Origin of the sequence: Streptomyces sp. NPDC101219, assembly GCF_044767675.1 — a bacterium.
Classification (GTDB): domain Bacteria; phylum Actinomycetota; class Actinomycetes; order Streptomycetales; family Streptomycetaceae; genus Streptomyces.
This window is the reverse complement of sequence record NZ_JBIWOK010000019.1, coordinates 20,371-38,606: the sequence shown is the minus strand read 5'-3', so window position 1 is coordinate 38,606 and position 18,236 is coordinate 20,371. Positions and strand designations below refer to the sequence as shown.

At 72.0% G+C, this 18,236-nt stretch carries 16 protein-coding genes and 1 riboswitch; of the genes, 7 read left to right on the top strand and 9 right to left on the bottom strand.

The window, feature by feature from the left end; all coding sequences use genetic code 11:
- The first annotated feature begins 78 nt into the window (after positions 1–78).
- Positions 79–184, top strand: a riboswitch (TPP riboswitch).
- A 78-nt stretch (positions 185–262) separates the two neighbouring features.
- Genes ACIRPP_RS28700 through ACIRPP_RS28690 form a run of 3 tightly spaced genes read left to right on the top strand, consistent with a single transcriptional unit; the run spans position 263 to position 4,035 of the window.
- Positions 263–1,366: a thiamine ABC transporter substrate binding subunit gene (locus ACIRPP_RS28700; RefSeq protein WP_403648662.1), complete on the top strand. Its 1,104-nt coding sequence runs from the start codon at positions 263–265 to the stop codon at positions 1,364–1,366.
- 47 nt (positions 1,367–1,413) lie between these two features.
- Positions 1,414–3,015 carry an ABC transporter permease gene (locus ACIRPP_RS28695; RefSeq protein WP_403648822.1) on the top strand — a complete coding sequence of 534 codons (1,602 nt, stop codon included), beginning with the start codon at positions 1,414–1,416 and terminating at the stop codon, positions 3,013–3,015.
- The gene (locus tag ACIRPP_RS28690; RefSeq protein WP_403648659.1) at positions 3,016–4,035 is read left to right on the top strand and encodes an ABC transporter ATP-binding protein; all 1,020 of its coding nucleotides are present in this window, start codon (positions 3,016–3,018) and stop codon (positions 4,033–4,035) included.
- A 92-nt stretch (positions 4,036–4,127) separates the two neighbouring features.
- Here the strand turns inward: ACIRPP_RS28690 and ACIRPP_RS28685 are convergent, their stop codons facing one another.
- The 6 genes from ACIRPP_RS28685 to ACIRPP_RS28660 all read right to left on the bottom strand — a co-directional run bounded on the left by ACIRPP_RS28685 (position 4,128) and on the right by ACIRPP_RS28660 (position 9,982).
- Complete coding sequence (locus ACIRPP_RS28685; RefSeq protein ID WP_403648656.1) at positions 4,128–4,826, bottom strand: LAETG motif-containing sortase-dependent surface protein; 699 nt, start codon at positions 4,824–4,826, stop codon at positions 4,128–4,130.
- Between the two features lie 300 nt (positions 4,827–5,126).
- Positions 5,127–5,534 carry a VOC family protein gene (locus ACIRPP_RS28680; protein WP_164338520.1) on the bottom strand — a complete coding sequence of 136 codons (408 nt, stop codon included), beginning with the start codon at positions 5,532–5,534 and terminating at the stop codon, positions 5,127–5,129.
- 151 nt (positions 5,535–5,685) lie between these two features.
- Positions 5,686–7,122 (bottom strand): hypothetical protein, encoded by a 1,437-nt coding sequence (locus ACIRPP_RS28675; protein ID WP_403648653.1) that lies wholly within the window; start codon positions 7,120–7,122, stop codon positions 5,686–5,688.
- Complete coding sequence (locus ACIRPP_RS28670) at positions 7,104–7,853, bottom strand: ABC transporter ATP-binding protein (RefSeq protein ID WP_403648650.1); 750 nt, start codon at positions 7,851–7,853, stop codon at positions 7,104–7,106. Before ACIRPP_RS28670 ends, ACIRPP_RS28675 begins: the two co-directional genes overlap by 19 nt.
- 234 nt (positions 7,854–8,087) lie before the next feature.
- Complete coding sequence (locus tag ACIRPP_RS28665; protein ID WP_192232472.1) at positions 8,088–9,461, bottom strand: aspartate aminotransferase family protein; 1,374 nt, start codon at positions 9,459–9,461, stop codon at positions 8,088–8,090.
- A gap of 2 nt (positions 9,462–9,463) precedes the next feature.
- Positions 9,464–9,982 carry an Lrp/AsnC family transcriptional regulator gene (locus ACIRPP_RS28660; RefSeq protein WP_403648647.1) on the bottom strand — a complete coding sequence of 173 codons (519 nt, stop codon included), beginning with the start codon at positions 9,980–9,982 and terminating at the stop codon, positions 9,464–9,466.
- A 196-nt stretch (positions 9,983–10,178) separates the two neighbouring features.
- Between ACIRPP_RS28660 and ACIRPP_RS28655 the strand changes: the two genes are divergently transcribed.
- Positions 10,179–11,618 carry a gamma-aminobutyraldehyde dehydrogenase gene (locus tag ACIRPP_RS28655; protein WP_403648644.1) on the top strand — a complete coding sequence of 480 codons (1,440 nt, stop codon included), beginning with the start codon at positions 10,179–10,181 and terminating at the stop codon, positions 11,616–11,618.
- A 114-nt stretch (positions 11,619–11,732) separates the two neighbouring features.
- Here ACIRPP_RS28655 and ACIRPP_RS28650 read toward each other — a convergent pair whose 3' ends face one another.
- The gene (locus ACIRPP_RS28650; protein WP_403648819.1) at positions 11,733–12,431 is read right to left on the bottom strand and encodes a glycerophosphodiester phosphodiesterase; all 699 of its coding nucleotides are present in this window, start codon (positions 12,429–12,431) and stop codon (positions 11,733–11,735) included.
- Positions 12,432–12,451: 20 nt separating this feature from the next.
- Positions 12,452–13,513 carry an adenosine deaminase gene (locus ACIRPP_RS28645; RefSeq protein ID WP_403648641.1) on the bottom strand — a complete coding sequence of 354 codons (1,062 nt, stop codon included), beginning with the start codon at positions 13,511–13,513 and terminating at the stop codon, positions 12,452–12,454.
- Positions 13,514–13,694: 181 nt separating this feature from the next.
- Between ACIRPP_RS28645 and ACIRPP_RS28640 the strand changes: the two genes are divergently transcribed.
- Positions 13,695–14,444, top strand: coding sequence for a DUF4190 domain-containing protein (locus ACIRPP_RS28640; protein WP_403648638.1), 750 nt, complete (start codon positions 13,695–13,697; stop codon positions 14,442–14,444).
- Between the two features lie 141 nt (positions 14,445–14,585).
- On the opposite strand, the gene ACIRPP_RS28635 is transcribed toward ACIRPP_RS28640, so the two are convergent.
- On the bottom strand, positions 14,586–15,170 hold the full coding sequence (locus ACIRPP_RS28635; RefSeq protein WP_403648635.1) for an NADAR family protein: 585 nt from the start codon (positions 15,168–15,170) through the stop codon (positions 14,586–14,588).
- A 231-nt stretch (positions 15,171–15,401) separates the two neighbouring features.
- Here ACIRPP_RS28635 and ACIRPP_RS28630 point away from each other — a divergent pair, with 231 nt between their 5' ends.
- Positions 15,402–16,937 carry a gamma-aminobutyraldehyde dehydrogenase gene (locus tag ACIRPP_RS28630; RefSeq protein ID WP_403648632.1) on the top strand — a complete coding sequence of 512 codons (1,536 nt, stop codon included), beginning with the start codon at positions 15,402–15,404 and terminating at the stop codon, positions 16,935–16,937.
- Between the two features lie 49 nt (positions 16,938–16,986).
- Positions 16,987–18,234 (top strand): spermidine/putrescine ABC transporter substrate-binding protein, encoded by a 1,248-nt coding sequence (locus tag ACIRPP_RS28625; protein WP_403648629.1) that lies wholly within the window; start codon positions 16,987–16,989, stop codon positions 18,232–18,234.
- Positions 18,235–18,236: the final 2 nt, after the last annotated feature.

The window sequence follows — 18,236 nt, the reverse complement described above, 5'->3', positions numbered from 1 at the left end:
GGAGACAGCGGAACAACCGCACGACAACCGCTGGATCGTCGTGGCCGGGCATCATCCGGTCATGTCAGTCACATCTTCATATTCCGACAGGGGAGCGCCACAGCGCTGAGAGTGCGGCACCGGCCGCAGACCCTCCGAACCTCGCCCAGGTCATTCTGGGTAGGGAGATCGGTCACCACTCGAGCTGTTGCGCCCTGCCCGGGACCCCCACCGGTCCCGGGCAGGGCCGCGTCTCTTCCTGGTCGCCTCCAGGAGGAATTCAGTGAGCATCACCAAGAAGGTCACGCAGCGGGCCACCGTCCTGGCCGTCGGGCTGGGACTGGTCACGCTGTCCGCCTGCTCGTCCGACGGCGGCGGCGACGGCGGGGCGTCCGGGTCCGGCGGCTCGAAGACCGTGACCCTCGTCAGCCACAACTCGTGGGCCGCGTCCAAGGACGTGATCGCCGCCTTCGAGAAGGAGTCCGGCTACAAGGTCAGGGTCCTCAAGGACGGCGACGCCGGGTCCGCCGTGAACAAGGCCATCCTGACCAAGGACAACCCGCAGGGCGACGTCTTCTTCGGCGTCGACAACACCCTGCTCTCCCGGGCCCTCGACAACGGGCTGTTCCAGTCGTACAAGGTCAAGGACCACGATCTGGTCCTGCCGGAGTTCCGGGTCGACGAGGGCAAGCACCGCGTCACGCCGGTCGACACCGGCGACGTCTGCGTCAACTACGACAAGGCCTGGTTCGAGAAGAAGGGCGTCACCCCGCCCGAGACCCTCGACGACCTGGTCGAACCGGAGTACAAGGACCTCCTCGTCGTGGAGAACGCCTCCACCTCCTCGCCCGGCCTCGGCTTCCTGCTCGGCACCGCCGCGAAGTACGGCGACGACGGGTGGGAGGGGTACTGGAAGAAGCTGAAGGCCAACGGCGTCAAGGTGGTCGACGGCTGGGAGCAGGCCTACAACGAGGAGTTCTCGGGCTCCGCAGGCGGCAAGGAGGCCAAGGCCGACCGGCCGCTGGTGGTCTCCTACGCCTCCTCGCCGCCCGCCGAGGTCATCTACGCGGACCCCAAGCCGGACACCGCCCCCACCGGCGTGGCCGAGGGCACCTGCTTCCGGCAGGTCGAGTACGCGGGGCTGCTGAGCAACGCCGCGAACCCCGAGGGCGGGAAGGCGCTGCTCGACTTCCTCGTCAGCAAGGAGTTCCAGGACGACATGCCGCTCAACATGTTCGTCCATCCGGTGCGCGAGGACGCCGAGCTGCCGGAGGAGTTCGCGCAGTACGGGCCGCGGGCGAAGAACCCGCAGACCCTGGACCCGGCGAAGATCGCCGAGAACCGTGACCAGTGGGTCAAGTCGTGGACCTCGCTCGTACTGAAGTGACGCGAGCCGCGGCGAAGCGGCGCGGGAACGCGGCGCGGCTCGGCCTGATGGCCGTGCCCGTCGTGTTCTTCGCCGTGTTCTTCGCCTACCCCGTCGCCGCGATCGTCGCGCGCGGCATGAAGGTGGACGGGGTCTGGCAGTTCGGGCGCATCGGCGAGGTGCTGGCGCAGCCGGACGTCCGGCAGGTGCTGTGGTTCACCACCTGGCAGGCCCTGGCCTCCACCGGTCTCACCCTGCTGATCGCGCTGCCCGGCGCCTACGTCATCGCCCGCTTCGACTTCCCCGGCAGACAGCTGCTGCGGGCCGTCGTCACCGTCCCCTTCGTGCTGCCGACGGTCGTCGTCGGGACCGCCTTCATGGCGGTCGTCGGGCGCGGCGGGCTGCTGGACGACCTGTGGGGCGTGCGGCTGGACACCACGGTGTGGGCGATCCTGCTCGCGCACGTCTTCTTCAACTACGCCGTGGTCGTACGCACCGTCGGCGGCCTGTGGTCGCAGCTCGACCCGCGGCAGGAGGAGGCCGCGCGGATGCTCGGCGCCTCCCGGTTCGCCGCCTGGCGGACCATCACCCTGCCCGCGCTGGCGCCCGCCGTGTCCGCCGCCGCGCTGATGGTCTTCCTGTTCACCTTCACCTCCTTCGGTGTGGTCCAGATCCTCGGCGGGCCCACCTTCTCCACCCTCGAAGTGGAGATCTACCGGCAGACCTCCGAGATCTTCGACCTGTCCACGGCCGCCGTCCTGACGATGATCCAGTTCGCCGCCGTCGGCGCGATCCTCGCCCTGCACGCCTGGACCGTGCGGCGGCGGGAGGCCGCGCTGCGCCTGGTGGACGCCGCCGTGACGGCGCGACGGCCGCGGGGCGCGGGACAGTGGGCGCTGCTCGCCTCGGTCGTCGCCACGGTGGCCGTGCTCCTCCTGCTGCCGCTGGGCGTGCTCGTCGAACGGTCCCTGGGCGCCGCCGGACTCGGCTACTACCGGGCGCTGACCCGCGACGACGGGGGAGTGTTCCTGGTCGCGCCCATCGAGGCGGTGGGCAACTCGCTGCGGTACGCCCTCGCCGCCACCGTCATCGCGGTGGTGATCGGGGGCCTCGCCGCCGCGGCGCTGACCCGGCGGGACGCGGGCCGGCTGGTGCGCGGCTTCGACGCGCTGCTGATGCTGCCGCTCGGGGTGTCCGCGGTGACGGTCGGCTTCGGCTTCCTCATCGCGCTCGACGAGCCGCCGCTGGACCTCAGGGCGTCGTGGATCCTGGTCCCGCTCGCGCAGGCACTGGTCGGCGTCCCCTTCGTGGTGCGGACCATGCTGCCGGTGCTGCGTGCCGTGGACGGCCGGCTGCGGGAGGCGGCGGCCGTGCTGGGGGCGTCTCCGTGGCGGGCCTGGCGGGAGGTGGACCTGCCGATGGTGCGGCGGGCCCTGCTGATCGCGGCCGGGTTCGCGTTCGCGGTGTCGCTGGGGGAGTTCGGTGCCACGGTGTTCATCGCGCGGCCGGACAACCCCACCCTGCCGGTGGCGGTGGCGCGGCTGCTGGGGCGGCCCGGGGAGCTGAACTACGGTCAGGCGATGGCCCTGTCGACGATTCTGATGATCGTGTGCGCGGTGGCGCTGCTTCTGCTGGAGCGACTGCGGACCGACCGGAGCGGGGAGTTCTAGATGCTGCTGAGCCTTGACGGGGCGACCGTCCGCTTCGGTGGCCGGACGGTGCTGGACGCGGTCGGCCTGGAGGTCGCCGAGCACGAGATCGTGTGCGTGCTCGGCCCCAGCGGCAGCGGCAAGTCCACGCTGCTGCGGGCGGTGGCCGGGCTGCAGCCGCTGGACGCGGGCCGGGTCCGGCTGAGCGGCCGCGACCAGGCGGGCGTACCGGCGCACCGGCGCGGGGTCGGCCTGATGTTCCAGGACCACCAGCTCTTCCCGCAGCGGGACGTGGGCGGCAACGTGGCCTTCGGCCTGCGGATGCACGGCACCCCGCGCCCGGAACAGCAGGAGCGCGTACGGGAGTTGCTGGACCTGGTCGGCCTGCCCGGCGCGGCACGGCGGGCGGTGGCCGAACTGTCCGGCGGTGAGCAGCAGCGGGTCGCGCTCGCGCGCGCCCTGGCGCCGCGCCCCCGGCTGCTGATGCTGGACGAGCCGCTGGGCCAGCTCGACCGGTCGCTGCGTGAGCGGCTGGTCGTCGAACTGCGGGAGCTGTTCCGCCGGTTGGGCACCACGGTGCTCGCCGTGACCCACGACCAGGGTGAGGCGTTCGCGCTGGCGGACCGGGTCGTGGTGATGCGGGACGGGCGGATCGCCCAGTCGGGCACGCCCCTTCAGGTGTGGCAGCGGCCCGCGGACGCGTTCGTGGCGCGCTTCCTGGGCTTCGAGAACGTGACGGAGGCGACGGTCGACTCCGGGGTGGCACTGACCCCGTGGGGCAAGGTGCCGGTCCCGGAGGACGCTCCGCGGGGCACCCGGACGCTGCTCGTCCGGCCCGCCGGGGTCCGGCTGGTCCCGGCCGACGCGGGACTGCGGTGCCGGGTCGCCGCCCGCACCTTCCGGGGCACCCATGTCGCCGTGCGTCTCCAGCCGGAGAACGCGCCCGTGCTGGAGGCCGCGTGCCCGCTGCGCTCGGCCCCGGAGACCGGTGCGGAGGTCGGGGTGGAGTTCGACGCGGCCGAGGTCGTGGTCCTGGGCTGACGCCCGACGCGTCCCCGGACGGGGCCCGGACGCGGCGGTGGCCCGCCCCCTGGGGGACGGGCCACCGGACGGCACCACGTGGTGCGCAGGGCTCAGCTGTCGCTGTTGCTCGCCCCGCGGCGCCTCATACCGAGGAAGATGGCGCCTCCGCCGACCACGACCAGGGCGGCGGCGATGCCGGCGATGAGGCCGGTGCTGGAGTTGGCGCCGGTCTCGGCGAGGTGGGAGTCACCGGTCGCGGGCGACGGGGCGTTGCTCCCGGTGTCCGCGGGCGGCGTGCTCTCGCTCGGCGACGGCGTCGGCGTGCCGGTCTCCTCGGACGGGGTCGAGGCGGAGTCCGACGGCGTCGGCTCGGGCTTCGGAGGCGTGGTGTCCTCCTGCTTCTTGCAGGCCGTGGCCGGGGTGGTGAGGTTCGGCTTGATGTCCTCGTCCACGTACGGGAGGGCCTTGACGTGGATGCGGTACTCGGCGTTCGGCTTCCAGTCCTCCTCGAAGGTGATGGTGACGCCCTCACGGGAGCCCCTGACCACCTGTTCGCCGACCTTCTTCTCGTCGGCGCCGTTGTTCTCGAGGTAGACGGTGACCGTGGCGGGGACGCCGGCCGGGTCGACGTCGGTGACGGTGATGACACCCTTGTCACCGACGCACTTGGCCTCGGCCGAGAACTCGTTGATGTTGCATGCTGCCGCGCTGCCCGCGAGGCCGAGCGTGAGCGCGGCTGCGGCGGAGACGACACCGAGGGTCCGGACGGTGCGTGCGGCGGTACGGCGGGATATGGACGAAACTGTCACGTTTGCCCTTTGCAGAAGGTGCGCAAATGCGGGGGGTGGAGGGAGTGTTGACGAAACCTCAGCACTCCCTTGAGGCTCCCAGGTCTATAAGCACCGCATAAGCGTGTCAACGCATATGCCATCACCAGGACTTGGTTTTACCGTCTCGTTAACCACCGGCACGTTTGAGCAGCCGCAGACACGTTTCAGCGCCCCCGGACCCGCGCTTCGTGCGGGCCTGGGGGCGCTGTGCGCGGGGGCCGTCGGGGGGCCGGGAGCGGGAGCGCCCCGCTCCCCAACGCGGCCGGGGGCGCGGCTGGTTCAGCCCTCCACCGCGGCCGGGTCCATCCACACGACCTCCCAGGTGTGGCCGTCGAGGTCGTCGAAGGCACGGCCGTACATGAAGCCCTGGTCCTGGGTCTCCCCGGTCACCGACCCGCCCGCGGCGACGGCCCGGTCCACCAGCTCGTCCACCTTCTCGCGGCTCTCGGCGCTCAGCGCCAGCAGCACCTCGCTGGTGCGGGTCGCGTCGGCGATCTCCTTCTTGGTGAACTCCGCGTAGCGCGGCTTGGTGTGCAGCATCGCGACGATGGTGTCGCTGATCACGACGGAGGCCGTGTTCTCGTCGCTGAACTGGTCGTTGAGGGCGTAGCCCAGCTCCGTGTAGAACTTCTTCGAGGCGTCGAGGTCGTTCACGGCCAGGTTCACGAAGATCATCTGCTGGTACATGGCGGGGTCTCTCCCATCGGGTGTGTCGCGTTCGGTGGGGTAGACCGGAAGACCGGGCGGAACTCATCGCTGCCCGGGGTTTCTTCCCCGAGAGATCCCTCAGCCCCAGCCCCAGCCCCGGCCCCGGCCCGGACGGCCGGGCCGGCTGCGCTCAGCGCGTCAGCGGCAGCGCGGAGACCTGCGCGACGATCACGGTCAGTGGCCCGAACAGGGCCAGCAGCGCCCCGGCCCGCAGGGCGGCGGCCTGCCGCAGGGTCGTCGCGGGCGCCCCGAGCAGCAGCAGGGCCGCCGTGGTGTCGGCGCGGTCCTGCCGGGCCTCGACGGCCGCCGTCAGCAGGGTCGCCACGGTGCAGCCGGTGACCAGGGACGCCCCGAGCACGGTGAGGGGGCCGATCGCCCCGGCCTCCGGGTAGCGCAGCGCCGCCATGGCGTACGTGGCCGCCGTGACCGCCGAGACCACGCCCAGCGGGCGGCCGATACGGGTGGCCTCCGCCATCAGTGCCCGTCCGGCCAGCAGGCGCAGGGCGCCGGGCCGCACGATCTGGAGCAGCCGCCCGCACAGGTGGGTGAGGCCGGGGCCGGCCAGGGCGAGGCCGATCGCGGCGAGGGCCAGGCCGACGAGCGCGCCGGGCCGGTCGCCGGGGGTGCCGCCGCTGCCCGACGGACTGGTCAGGGCCTCCACGGCCAGTCCCATGGCGAGCACCGCGATGCCCCAGGGGAGCCCGGACGGCGCGGCGAGCGGGGCGACCGGCGCGACGGCGGTGGGGGCCGCCCCGGCGTCCCCGTCGGCGCCGGACGCCTCGGGCGTACCGACCGCCGCCTCGGGCGTACCGACCGCCGCCCCGGCCGTACCGACTGCCGCCCCGGCCGTACCGACTGCCGCCCCGGCCGAGGCGACCGTCGCCGTGGCGGTGCCGCCGCCGGTCTGTCCGGCGCCGGACGGACGCCGGGTGCGGCCGCCGGACGCGAGGTGCTTGCCGAAGCGGGCGTACGCCCCGAAGGTCTCCTTGTCCGCCGTGCGCCCGTACGCCCCGAACCGTCCGAAGCCGCGCGCTCCCGGGCGCGTCGCCGGGGGCCGTGCCTCGCGCGGGCGCAGGGCGGTCGCGACCGAGGCCGCCGCGGCCAGCGGCACCAGCGCCAGCAGGGTGACGGTGGCCGGCACCGGCAGGGGCTGCCCGGCGGCGAGGAAGTCGGTGCCACCGCCGAAGGGCAGGCCGGTGAGGTCGCCGCGCAGGTGCAGGAAGACCAGCAGCGCCACCATCGAACCGAGGGTGCAGGCCAGGGCGGTGGTGGCAGCCGACACCAGCATCAGCCGGGCCGGGCCGAGGCCCGCCGCCGAGAGGCCGGGCCGGGGCCGGGTGGCCGGGTCGGTCCGGGCCACCGCGATCGCGAGGTACACCGTGGCCGCCAGCGGGGCCGCGCACCAGGCCAGGCGCAGCGCGGAGGCGGGCGGGTCGGCCGTGCCGCCCAGGGCGTGGCCGAGCGCGCACAGCAGCAGGAAGCCGGTGCCCGCCGAGGCCGTGGTGACCAGGAGACGCCGCAGATGGACGGCGGGGCGGGCGCCGCGGGTCAGACGGAGAGCGAGCACGCGGCCCGGCCTTCCGCCTCGGTGGTGCCGGAGACCGGCGGCAGGTGCACGGTGCGCACGCACCGTCCGTCGAGCAGGGACACCGTGCGGTCGGCGAGGGCCGCGGTGTCCGGGTCGGACGTCGCCATGACCACGGTGATGCCGTGCGAGCGGGCGGCCGTGGTCAGGGTGCGCAGCACGTGCCGGCGGTCGGCGCGGTGCAGCGGGGCGGTCGGCTCGTCGGCGAACAGCACGGTGGGGGCCGGGGCGAGGGCGCGGGCGATGCAGACCCGCTGCCGCTCGGCGTGCACGAGTTCCGCGGGGTGCCGGCGGGACTTGTCCCCGACGTCCAGTCGCTCCAGCCACTCCTGGGCGGCGGTCTTGGCGCGGCGCCGGCCGACGCCGCGCAGCATCAGCGGCAGGGCGGCGTTCTCCCACACGTTCAGCTCGGGGACGAGCACGGGGGAGGGGTCGATCCAGCCGAAGCGGTCCCGGCGCAGCCTCTCCCGGGCCACCGGGCCGAGCGTGTGCACGGGCCCGCTGTTGAACCAGACCTCGCCGCTGTGCACGGGGACCAGGCCGGACAGGCAGCGCAGCAGGGTCGTCTTGCCGCTCCCGCGCGGGCCGCCGACGGCGAGGATTTCGCCCTCCCGGACGCCGAGCGAGACCCCGCTCAGCCCGGGCGAGCCGTCGTTGTGGCGGAAGTGCAGGGCTCGTGCCCAGAGCACGTCGTTGTCCGGTGGGGCCACCATGGCGTACACCTCGGTTCGGATCGGAAATGCCGTGCGCGGTTCGGGAAATCCCCCGTGCGGGGGAACGAAACGCGGGGCCGATCGGTCACTGGCACGCTAGGCAGGCGACACCGGGAGGCCGGACAGCACGCGGCCCCGGGCCACCGTTTCTCACTCGAACGGGGGTCTCCGGGGCCGGTGTTGATCATCCAAAGGGAAGATCGTAACCTCGGACGGCCTACGGCTTCGGGCGGCCTACAGCTTCGTCCACGCCTCGGTGAGCGTCGCGCGCAGGATCTGCTCGATCTCGTCGAACGTCTCCTGGTTCGAGATCAGCGGCGGGGCGAGCTGGACGACGGGGTCGCCGCGGTCGTCGGCGCGGCAGTACAGGCCGTTCTCGAACAGCTTCTTGGAGAGGAAGCCGTACAGGACGCGCTCGGTCTCCTCGGCGTCGAAGGACTCCTTGGTGTTCTTGTCCTTGACGAGTTCGATGCCGTAGAAGAAGCCGCTGCCGCGGACGTCGCCGACGATCGGCAGGTCGAGCAGCTTCTCCAGGGTGGCGCGGAAGGCGCCCTCCTGGTCCAGCACGTGCTGGTTGAGGCCCTCGCGCTCGAACAGGTCGAGGTTGGCCAGGCCGACCGCCGCGGAGACGGGGTGGCCGCCGAAGGTGTAGCCGTGCAGGAAGGTGTTGTCGCCGGAGTAGAAGGGCTCGGCCAGCCGGTCGGAGATGATGCAGGCGCCGATCGGGGAGTAGCCCGAGGTCATGCCCTTGGCGCAGGTGATCATGTCCGGGACGTAGCCGAACTTGTCGCAGCCGAAGGTGGTGCCGAGGCGGCCGAAGGCGCAGATGACCTCGTCGGACACGAGCAGCACGTCGTACTGGTCGCAGATCTCGCGGACCCGCTGGAAGTATCCGGGCGGGGGCGGGAAGCAGCCGCCCGCGTTCTGGACCGGCTCCAGGAAGACCGCGGCGACGGTGTCCGGGCCCTCGAAGAGGATCTGCTGCTCGATCTGGTCGGCGGCCCAGCGGCCGAACGCCTCGGGGTCGTCGCCGTGCAGCGGGGCGCGGTAGAGGTTGGTGTTGGGCACCTTGTGCGCGCCCGGCACCAGCGGTTCGAACGGGGCCTTCAGGGCGGGCAGCCCGGTGATGGACAGCGCGCCCTGCGGGGTGCCGTGGTAGGCCACCGCGCGCGAGATGACCTTGTACTTGGTCGGCTTGCCGGTGAGCTTGAAGTACTGCTTGGCCAGCTTCCAGGCGGTCTCCACCGCCTCGCCGCCGCCGGTGGTGAAGAAGACCTTGTTCAGGTCGCCCGGCGCCTCGTGGGCGAGCCGCTCCGCGAGTTCCACGGCCTTGGGGTGGGCGTAGGACCAGATCGGGAAGAAGGCCAGTTCCTGTGCCTGCTTCAGGGCGGTCTCGGCGAGCTCGGTGCGGCCGTGTCCGGCCTGGACGACGAACAGGCCGGCGAGACCGTCGAGGTACCGCTTGCCCTTGTCGTCGTAGATGTGGGTGCCCTCACCGCGGACGATGGTGGGGACCGGCGCGTTCTCGTACGAGGACATGCGGGTGAAGTGCATCCACAGGTGGTCGTACGCGGACTTGCTGAGTTCCTTGGGGCTGTCGGTGCTCACGATTATCGGGTTCCCCACATGTAGGTCTGCTTCTTGAGCTTGAGATAGACGAAGCTCTCGGTGGAGCGCACGCCGGGCACGGCCCGGATGCGTTTGTTGATGACCTCCAGGAGGTGGTCGTCGTCCTCGCAGACGATCTCGACCATGAGGTCGAACGAGCCCGCGGTCATCACCACGTACTCGCACTCGGACATCGCGGCCAGCGCGTCGGCGGCGGCGTCCACGTCGCCCTCGACGTTGACACCGACCATCGCCTGGCGGCGGAAGCCCACGGTGAGCGGGTCCGTGACGGCGACGATCTGCATCACGCCCTGGTCGAGCAGCTTCTGCACCCGCTGGCGGACCGCCGCCTCCGACAGGCCCACGGCCTTGCCGATGGCGGCGTACGGCCGGCGGCCGTCCTGCTGGAGCTGCTCGATGATGGCGAGGGAGACGGCGTCGAGCTGCGGGCCGCCGCCGTTCTTGGACTCCCTGGAGTCCCTCGGTTCTGCGCTTCGACTGGCCACGAGGTCACTGTGCACGACGTCTCGACAGTTTCGCAAGGCTCGATCAATGAAATTCGTTGTCACTGACCCCCTATCGTGCGGATTTCGCAGATGCGGGGTGGCCAGGGGTGTTGAAAACGTCAGAGTCCGGACTAGGGTGGGTGTCTCAGAGGTTGGACACCTCACGGCTGGACACCTCGGACATCAACCAGGAGCACCAGGAGGGCTTGCAGTGAGCACCGAGCTGCGTCGTCTGCGCAACTACATCGGCGGTGAGTTCCGGGACGCCGCCGACGGACGGACCACCGAGGTGGTCAACCCCGCGACGGGCGAGGCCTACGCGACCGCTCCGCTGTCCGGTCAGGCGGACGTGGACGCCGCGATGGCCGCCGCCGCCGAAGCGTTCCCCGGCTGGCGGGACACCACCCCGGCCGAGCGGCAGAAGGCCCTGCTGAAGATCGCGGACGCCTTCGAGGAGCGGGCCGAGGAACTCATCGCGGCCGAGGTGGAGAACACGGGCAAGCCCACCGGGCTGACCCGCACCGAGGAGATCCCGCCGATGGTCGACCAGATCCGCTTCTTCGCGGGTGCGGCCCGGATGCTGGAGGGCAAGGGCGCCGGCGAGTACATGGAGGGGCTGACCTCCTTCGTGCGCCGCGAGCCGGTCGGCGTCTGCGCGCAGGTCGCGCCCTGGAACTACCCGATGATGATGGCCGTGTGGAAGTTCGCCCCGGCGATCGCCGCGGGCAACACGGTCGTCCTGAAGCCCTCGGACACCACCCCCGCCTCCACGGTGCTGCTCGCCGAGATCCTCGGCTCGGTGCTGCCCAAGGGCGTCTTCAACGTCGTCTGCGGCGACCGTGACACCGGCCGCCTGATGGTCGAGCACCCGACCCCGGCGATGGCCTCCATCACCGGCTCGGTGCGCGCGGGCATGTCGGTGGCCGAGTCCGCCTCCAAGGACCTCAAGCGGGTCCACCTGGAGCTCGGCGGCAAGGCCCCGGTCGTGGTCTTCGAGGACACCGACATCCCCAAGGCCGTCGAGGACATCTCGACCGCCGGCTTCTTCAACGCCGGCCAGGACTGCACGGCCGCCACCCGCGTCCTCGTCCACGAGTCCATCCACGACGAGTTCGTGTCCGCGCTCGCCAAGGCCGCCGCCGACATCAAGACCGGCATGCCCGACGACGAGGACGTCCTGTACGGCCCGCTGAACAACCCCAACCAGCTCAAGCAGGTCGAGGGCTTCATCGAGCGGCTGCCCGCCCACGCGCGGGTGGAGGCGGGCGGCAAGCGGGTCGGCGAGCAGGGCTACTTCTACGCGCCGACCGTCGTCTCCGGCCTGAAGCAGGACGACGAGATCATCCAGAAGGAGGTCTTCGGCCCGGTCATCACCGTCCAGCGCTTCACCGACGAGGACCAGGCCGTCGAGTACGCCAACGGCGTCGAGTACGCGCTGGCCTCCTCGGTGTGGACCAAGGACCACTCCCGCGCGATGCGCATGTCCAGGAAGCTGGACTTCGGCTGCGTGTGGATCAACACCCACATCCCGCTGGTCGCGGAGATGCCGCACGGCGGCTTCAAGAAGTCCGGCTACGGCAAGGACCTCTCGGCGTACGGCTTCGACGACTACACGCGGGTCAAGCACGTGATGACGTCGCTGGACGCGTGACCCGGCGCGCTGCGCACGACACCCGCCGCGGGCCGGCCCGCCCGGCCCCGGTGCGGTGAGTGCGCGGCGGCTCCGTGCCGTGCTACCGGCCCGGCCGTCTCGTTCCCCGCGTCCCTACGGGCGCGGGGAACGCGCGTTCCGCAGGGCGCACAGGACGTCGACGCGGTTGGTGGTGATGGAGTCGACGCCGAGGGCGATCAGGCGGCGCATGGCGCGGCCGGTGTCCGGCGTCCAGGCGGAGAGCAGGTGGCCGTCGGCGTGGACGCGGTCGGCCAGGGCCCGGTCGATCAGGCCGAAGCGGTAGTTCAGCCAGCGCGGCCGGATCGCTTCCAGGAGCGCCGGGCGGGGCGGTGCCGCGGTGGTGCGGGTGAGCGCGATCTCGGCGTCCGGGTCCGCGGCCCGCACGGTCAGCACGGTGGCCGCGCCCGCGCAGTAGTACACGCGTTCCCGCGCCTCGCAGGCGTGGACGACGTCGACGACGCGGCGCACGGACCGCAGGTCCGGTGAGCCCGGCAGGTCGATCATGACGCGGCTTTCCCCGGTCGCCGCCAGCGCGTCCGCCAGCGTCGGCACGCCGTCGCCGGTCAGCCCGCGCACCTCGTCCCGGGACAGGGCCGCCAGCGGGCGTTCGTGCCGCCACAGCCGCTTCAGGGTGGCGTCGTGCAGCAGCACCGGCACGCCGTCGCGGGTGAGGCGCACGTCGATCTCGACCGCGTCCGCACCCCGCCCGAGCGCCGACCGCAGGGACGCGAGGGTGTTCTCACGGACGCGGTACGGGTCGCCGCGGTGGGCGACGGCGGTCACGTGCGGCAGGGGCCGCTCCCCGGACGCGGTCAACGGGCGAGCCACGACGTGGTGTAGCGGTCGATCTCGGCCGTCAGCGCCGCCTTGCCCGCCTGATCGAGGAAGGACGCCTCGACCGCGTTCTTCGCCAGTTCGGCCACGCCCTCCTCGTCGAGGCCGAGCAGGCGCGCGGCGACCGCGTACTCGTTGTTGAGGTCGGTGCCGAACATGGGCGGGTCGTCGGAGTTGACGGTGACCAGGACGCCGGCCCGGGTGAAGTCCTTCAGCGGGTGCTCGTCGAGGTCGGTCACCGCGCGGGTGGCGATGTTGGAGGTGGGGCAGACCTCCAGCGCGATGCGCCGCTCGGCCAGGTGGCGCAGCAGCTCCGGGTCCTGGGCGGCGCTGGTGCCGTGCCCGATGCGCTCGGCACCCAGGTCGTTGAGGGCGTCCCACACCGTCTGGGGGCCGGTGGTCTCGCCGGCGTGCGGCACCGAGCGCAGACCGGCGGCGCGGGCGCGGTCGAAGTAGGGCTTGAACTGCGGGCGGGGCACGCCGATCTCCGGGCCGCCGAGACCGAAGGACACCAGGCCCTCCGGGCGCAGCCGGTCGTCGGTGGCGAGCCGGGTGGTCTCCTCGGCCGCCTCCAGACCCGCCTCGCCGGGAATGTCGAAGCACCAGCGCAGCACGGTCCCGAAGTCGCCCTCGGCCGCCTTGCGGGCGTCCTCGATGGCGTCCATGAAGCCCCGCTCGTCGATCCCGCGCCGGGTGGACGAGAACGGGGTGATGGTCAGCTCGGCGTACCGCACCTGCTGCCGGGCCAGCTCGCGGCCCACTTCGTAGGTCAGCAGGCGCACGTCCTCGGGGGTGCGGACCAGGTCCACGACCGACAGGTACACGTCGATGAAGTGGGCGAAGTCGGTGAAGGTGAAGTACTCGGCCAGGGCCTGGGGGTCGGTGGGGACCTTGGAGTCCGGGTGCCGGGCGGCCAGTTCCGAGACGATCCGCGGGGAGGCGGAGCCGACGTGGTGCACGTGCAGTTCCGCCTTGGGCAGTCCCGCGATGAAGGCCTTCAGATCGCGTGGCACGCGCGGCTCGACGAGGTGCTCGGTCAAGGGGTCCTCCCCGGGGGACGGCGTCCCGGTCCGCGACGGGCGGCGGGGTGCGGGTGATCGGCTGATCGGTGACTCCCGGTCATCGTAGGCGGTGGCAGCCGGTCGCCGGTGGCCCCCGGGCGGCCCCCGGCGGGCGGCGCCGTAGCATGGCCGGACGATCGACCAGGGGGGACAACCCAGAATGACGGACGCGACACAGCCCGGCGGGAGTACGGCGGGCGGCAACGACCCCTGGGCTCCGCCGGAGCACAGGACCTCGCTCGACAAGGGCGCGGCACCGGGACAGCACATACCGGGGACGCCGCCCGCCGCGGGCGGACCCGCCGGGACGCAGCCGCCGTCCGTGCACGACCAGCCCACCGTCGTCTCCATGCCCGCCGCCGGCCCGACCCCGCCCGGAGCCACGCCCCCCGGCGGGGTCCCGCCCTACGGCGCCCCCGGGGCACCGCCGCCGCCGCCCCCGGTGGCCCCCACCGGCCCCGGCGCCGCGATGCCGCCCGGTGCCCCCATGGGCCACGGCGGCCCGGCCGGCTACGGCTACCCCGGCTACCCCCAGGGCTACGGCTGGTCCGGCATGCCGCTGCCGCCGCAGAACGGGGCGGGGACCGCGGCGATGGTGCTCGGCATCCTGGCCTGCTGCATGTTCTGCGCCTACGGCGTGGTCTCCGTGGTGCTCGGCATCCTCGCCATCGTCTTCGGGATCAAGGGCCGCAAGCGGGTCGCGGAGGGTCTGGCCGACAACCACTCCCAGGCCCAGACGGGCCTGATCACGGGCATCATCGGTCTGATCCTCGGGCTCGCCGTAGTGGTCGTGATCGTCGTCAGCATCGTGATCGCCGTGAACAGCGACACCACCTACGAGGACGAGTACGACCCCTACGACTCCTACGGCGCCCAGCGCCCGGTGGCCACCGCGCCCGCCCTCGGCTGAGGTCCGCGCACGCCGACCGTGGTCCCCCCGGGGCCGGCCCGCACCGGCGCCGCCCGCTCCCCGCGGCCGGTCACCGGTGGGGGCCGGCCCCGGAGCCGTCGGTCCGGCGCACCCGGGGCCGCCCCGGGACACGTCGGCCGGTCAGCCCGCGCGCAGCCGGTCCCGGGCCGCCATCAGGGCGAAGCCCAGCAGGTTCTCACCCCGCCAGCGCTCCGGATCGCCCGCCCGCTCGTCGTCCGCGGCCAGCCCGATGCCCCAGATCCGGTCCAGCGGACTCGCCTCGACCAGCACTCTCCCGCCGCCTCCTGCCGCGCCCGTGCCCAGCAGGAACGACCGCAGCCCGGGGTCGGAGGCGAACTTGTGCACATTGCCCTCGACGACGATCCCGAAGCGCTCCCGCGCCCACACCGCCTCGTCGAACCCCCGCACCCGGCGGCCCTCCTTCTGCGCCTGCGCCGGATGGTCCCCGGCGAGGATCCGCCGCTCCGCCTCCCGGTCACCGAACAGGCGGGCCTTGCCGGCCATCATCCAGTGCTCCGCCGTCGCGTACCGCACGCCGTCCACCGTGAAGGGCGACGGCCACCACTGGCTGAGACAGCTCGCCCCGATCCGGCCGTCGGGCAGCGGCCGGTGGCCCCAGAAGTGCAGGTACTTCACGCTCGCGCCGCCGCGCAGCACCTCGACCAGTTCCTGTCTGGAGCCGATCGTCCCCGTCGCCCCGTGCATCGCCGCCCCCATGGCCGTGTGTCAGCTTTCGTGCACGTGATTCTGGCAGTCACCACGGACACTGCGTACGGCCTTTTCCGCGGTCGCTAGACACCTGGTCGACAGATTCCGTCGCGTAACCAAAAGGCAACAACGGAATCACTTGTTGGAGTGCGGTTGCTCTGTCAGGATCGGCACTCAAATCGAGCTGGAGCCACGCCGCCCCCTCTCGGGGACACGGAGGAGAGCGACATGCACAACCCGGGCCACGCCATCCCGGAACGATTTCCGGCCAGGGACCGCTACGCGGACGGCGCGCAGTTCATCGCCGGGCGCCTCACCCGGGGCACGTCCGGCCGCACGCACGCGGTCGTCGACCCCGCCACCGGCACCGAGGTCCTGACGTACGAACTGGCCGGCACCGACGACGTCGACGCGGCCGTCGCCGCCGCGCGCGCGGCGTTCCCCGGCTGGGCCGGTGCCACCCCCGGCGAACGGTCCGACGCGATGCACCGCTTCGCGGCCGTGGTCGCCGACCGTGCCGAGGAGTTCGCGCGTGCCGAGTCCCTGCAGTGCGGCAAGCCGCTGAAGCTGAGCCGCGAGTTCGACGTGCCGGGCACCATCGACAACATCGCCTACTTCGCCGGCGCCGCCCGCCACCTCCAGGGCCAGTCGGCCGGGGAGTACTCCGGCGACCACACCTCCTACGTCCGCCGCGAACCCATCGGCGTCGTCGGTTCCATCGCCCCCTGGAACTACCCCCTCCAGATGGCCGCCTGGAAGATCCTCCCGGCGATCGCCGCGGGCAACACCATCGTGCTCAAGCCCGCCGAGCTGACCCCGCTGACCTCGTTGCTCTTCGCGCAGGCCGCCACCGACGCCGGCCTCCCGGACGGCGTGATCAACATCGTCACCGGCACCGGCAAGGAGGCCGGGGAGCACCTGGTGAGCCACCCCGACGTGGCCATGACCTCCTTCACCGGCTCCACCGCCGTCGGCAGGCGGGTCGCGGAGCTGGCCACCGCCACCGTCAAGCGCATCCACCTCGAACTCGGCGGCAAGGCCCCCTTCGTCGTCTTCGACGACGCCGACCTCGACGCCGCCGTCAACGGCGCGGTCGCCGGGGCCCTCATCAACACCGGCCAGGACTGCACCGCCGCCACCCGCGCCTACGTGCAGCGCCCCCTCTACGAGGAGTTCGTCGAACGGACGGCCGCGCTGATGGAGTCGGTGCGGCTCGGCGACCCGTTCGCCCCCGGCACCGACCTCGGCCCGCTGATCTCGCACACCCAGCGCGAGCGGGTGGCCGGATTCGTCGACCGGGCGCGCGCCTACGCGCGCGTGGTGACCGGCGGTGAGACGCCTCTGGGCGAACTGGAGAAGGGCGCGTACTATCGGCCCACTCTCGTCGCCGACGCGCCCCAGGACAGCGAGATCGTGCAGTCGGAGATCTTCGGCCCGGTCCTGGTGGTCCTGCCGTTCGACAGCGACGACGAGGGCCTCGCGCTGGCCAACGACACCCCCTACGGGCTCGCCGCCTCCGCCTGGAGCCGGGACGTGTACCGGACGGGACGGGCCACGCGTGAGATCAAGGCGGGGTGCGTGTGGATCAACGACCACATCCCGATCATCAGCGAGATGCCGCACGGCGGCTACAAGGCGTCCGGCTTCGGCAAGGACATGTCCGCGTACTCCTTCGAGGAGTACACCCAGATCAAGCACGTCATGTTCGACAACACGGCGGTGGTCCGCAAGGACTGGCACCGCACCGTCTTCGGGGACCGATAGCAGCCTGGCCGCACGACCCGCGGCCACCTCCCGAAAGGGCACCACGCGCATGGAGCAGTACGAGCCCGACCGCCTTTCCCCGGCCCAGGTGGCCGCCATGCGGCGCAGCTTCCGCAACGGCCGGGCCTCCCTGACCCGCCGTTCCCTGCTGCGCGCCTCCGCCGGCGGCGCGCTGGCGATCGGCGGCGCCGGGGCGCTCAGCGCCTGCGGCATCCCCGCGGCCGGAAACACCCAGGGCGGCGTCTCGGCGGAGGACCACTCCGCGAAGGAGAAGAGCGTCAGCTTCTCCAACTGGACCGAGTACATGGACGTCGACGACAGCGGGCGGAACCACCCGACGCTGGACGCGTTCACCCGGCGCACCGGCATCAAGGTCAAGTACACCGAGGACATCAACGACAACACCGAGTTCTTCGGGAAGATCAAGCCGCAGATGGCCGCGGGCCAGGACACCGGGCGCGACATCATCGTGCTCACCGACTGGCTGGCCGCCCGCCTGATCCGGCTCGGCTGGGTGCAGAAGCTGGACCCCTCCAACCTGCCGCACGCCTTCACCAACCTCTCCGCGCAGTTCCGCAACCCCGACTGGGATCCCGGACGCGCCTACTCCTATCCCTGGCAGGGCATCTCCACCGTCCTCGCCTACAACAAGAAGGCGCTCGACGGCATCGAGGTGAAGACGCTCTCCGACCTGCTGGACAACCCGAAGCTGAAGGGCCGGGTCGGTCTGCTCACCGAGATGCGCGACACCGTCGGGATGACGCTGCTCGACATGGGGAAGGACCCGGGGAAGTTCACCGCCGACGACTACGACGCGGCGATCGCCCGGCTGCAGAAGGCCGTGGACAAGAGCCAGATCCGCCGCTTCACCGGCAACGACTACACCGCCGACCTCACCAAGGGCGACATCGCCGCCTGTCTGGCCTGGGCCGGGGACATCGTCCAGCTCAGGGCGGACAACCCCGACATCGAGTTCCTGATCCCGGACAGCGGCTACCTGACGTCCAGCGACAACATGCTGATCCCGAACAAGGCCCGTCACAAGGCCAACGCCGAACGGCTCATCGACTACTACTTCGAGCCGAAACCGGCCGCCGAACTCGCCGCCTACATCAACTTCGTCTGCCCGGTCGAAGGTGTGAAGGACGAGCTCGCCAAGCTGGACGAGGACGCGGCGAACAACCCGCTGATCCTCCCCGACAAGGCCATGCAGGCCAAGTCCCGTGCCTTCCGCTCGCTGAGCTCCGAGGAAGAGACGGCGTTCGAAGAGAAGTTCGCGAAGCTGACGGGGGCGTGACC

Coding starts and splice junctions, on each gene's coding strand:
- ACIRPP_RS28695 (WP_403648822.1), top strand. CDS start 1,414: ATGGCCGTGCCCGTCGTGTTCTTCGCCGTGTTCTTCGCCTACCCCGTC.
- ACIRPP_RS28690 (WP_403648659.1), top strand. CDS start 3,016: ATGCTGCTGAGCCTTGACGGGGCGACCGTCCGCTTCGGTGGCCGGACG.
- ACIRPP_RS28680 (WP_164338520.1), bottom strand. CDS start 5,534: ATGTACCAGCAGATGATCTTCGTGAACCTGGCCGTGAACGACCTCGAC.
- ACIRPP_RS28670 (WP_403648650.1), bottom strand. CDS start 7,853: ATGGTGGCCCCACCGGACAACGACGTGCTCTGGGCACGAGCCCTGCAC.
- ACIRPP_RS28640 (WP_403648638.1), top strand. CDS start 13,695: ATGACGGACGCGACACAGCCCGGCGGGAGTACGGCGGGCGGCAACGAC.
- ACIRPP_RS28635 (WP_403648635.1), bottom strand. CDS start 15,170: ATGCACGGGGCGACGGGGACGATCGGCTCCAGACAGGAACTGGTCGAG.
- ACIRPP_RS28630 (WP_403648632.1), top strand. CDS start 15,402: ATGCACAACCCGGGCCACGCCATCCCGGAACGATTTCCGGCCAGGGAC.
- ACIRPP_RS28625 (WP_403648629.1), top strand. CDS start 16,987: ATGGAGCAGTACGAGCCCGACCGCCTTTCCCCGGCCCAGGTGGCCGCC.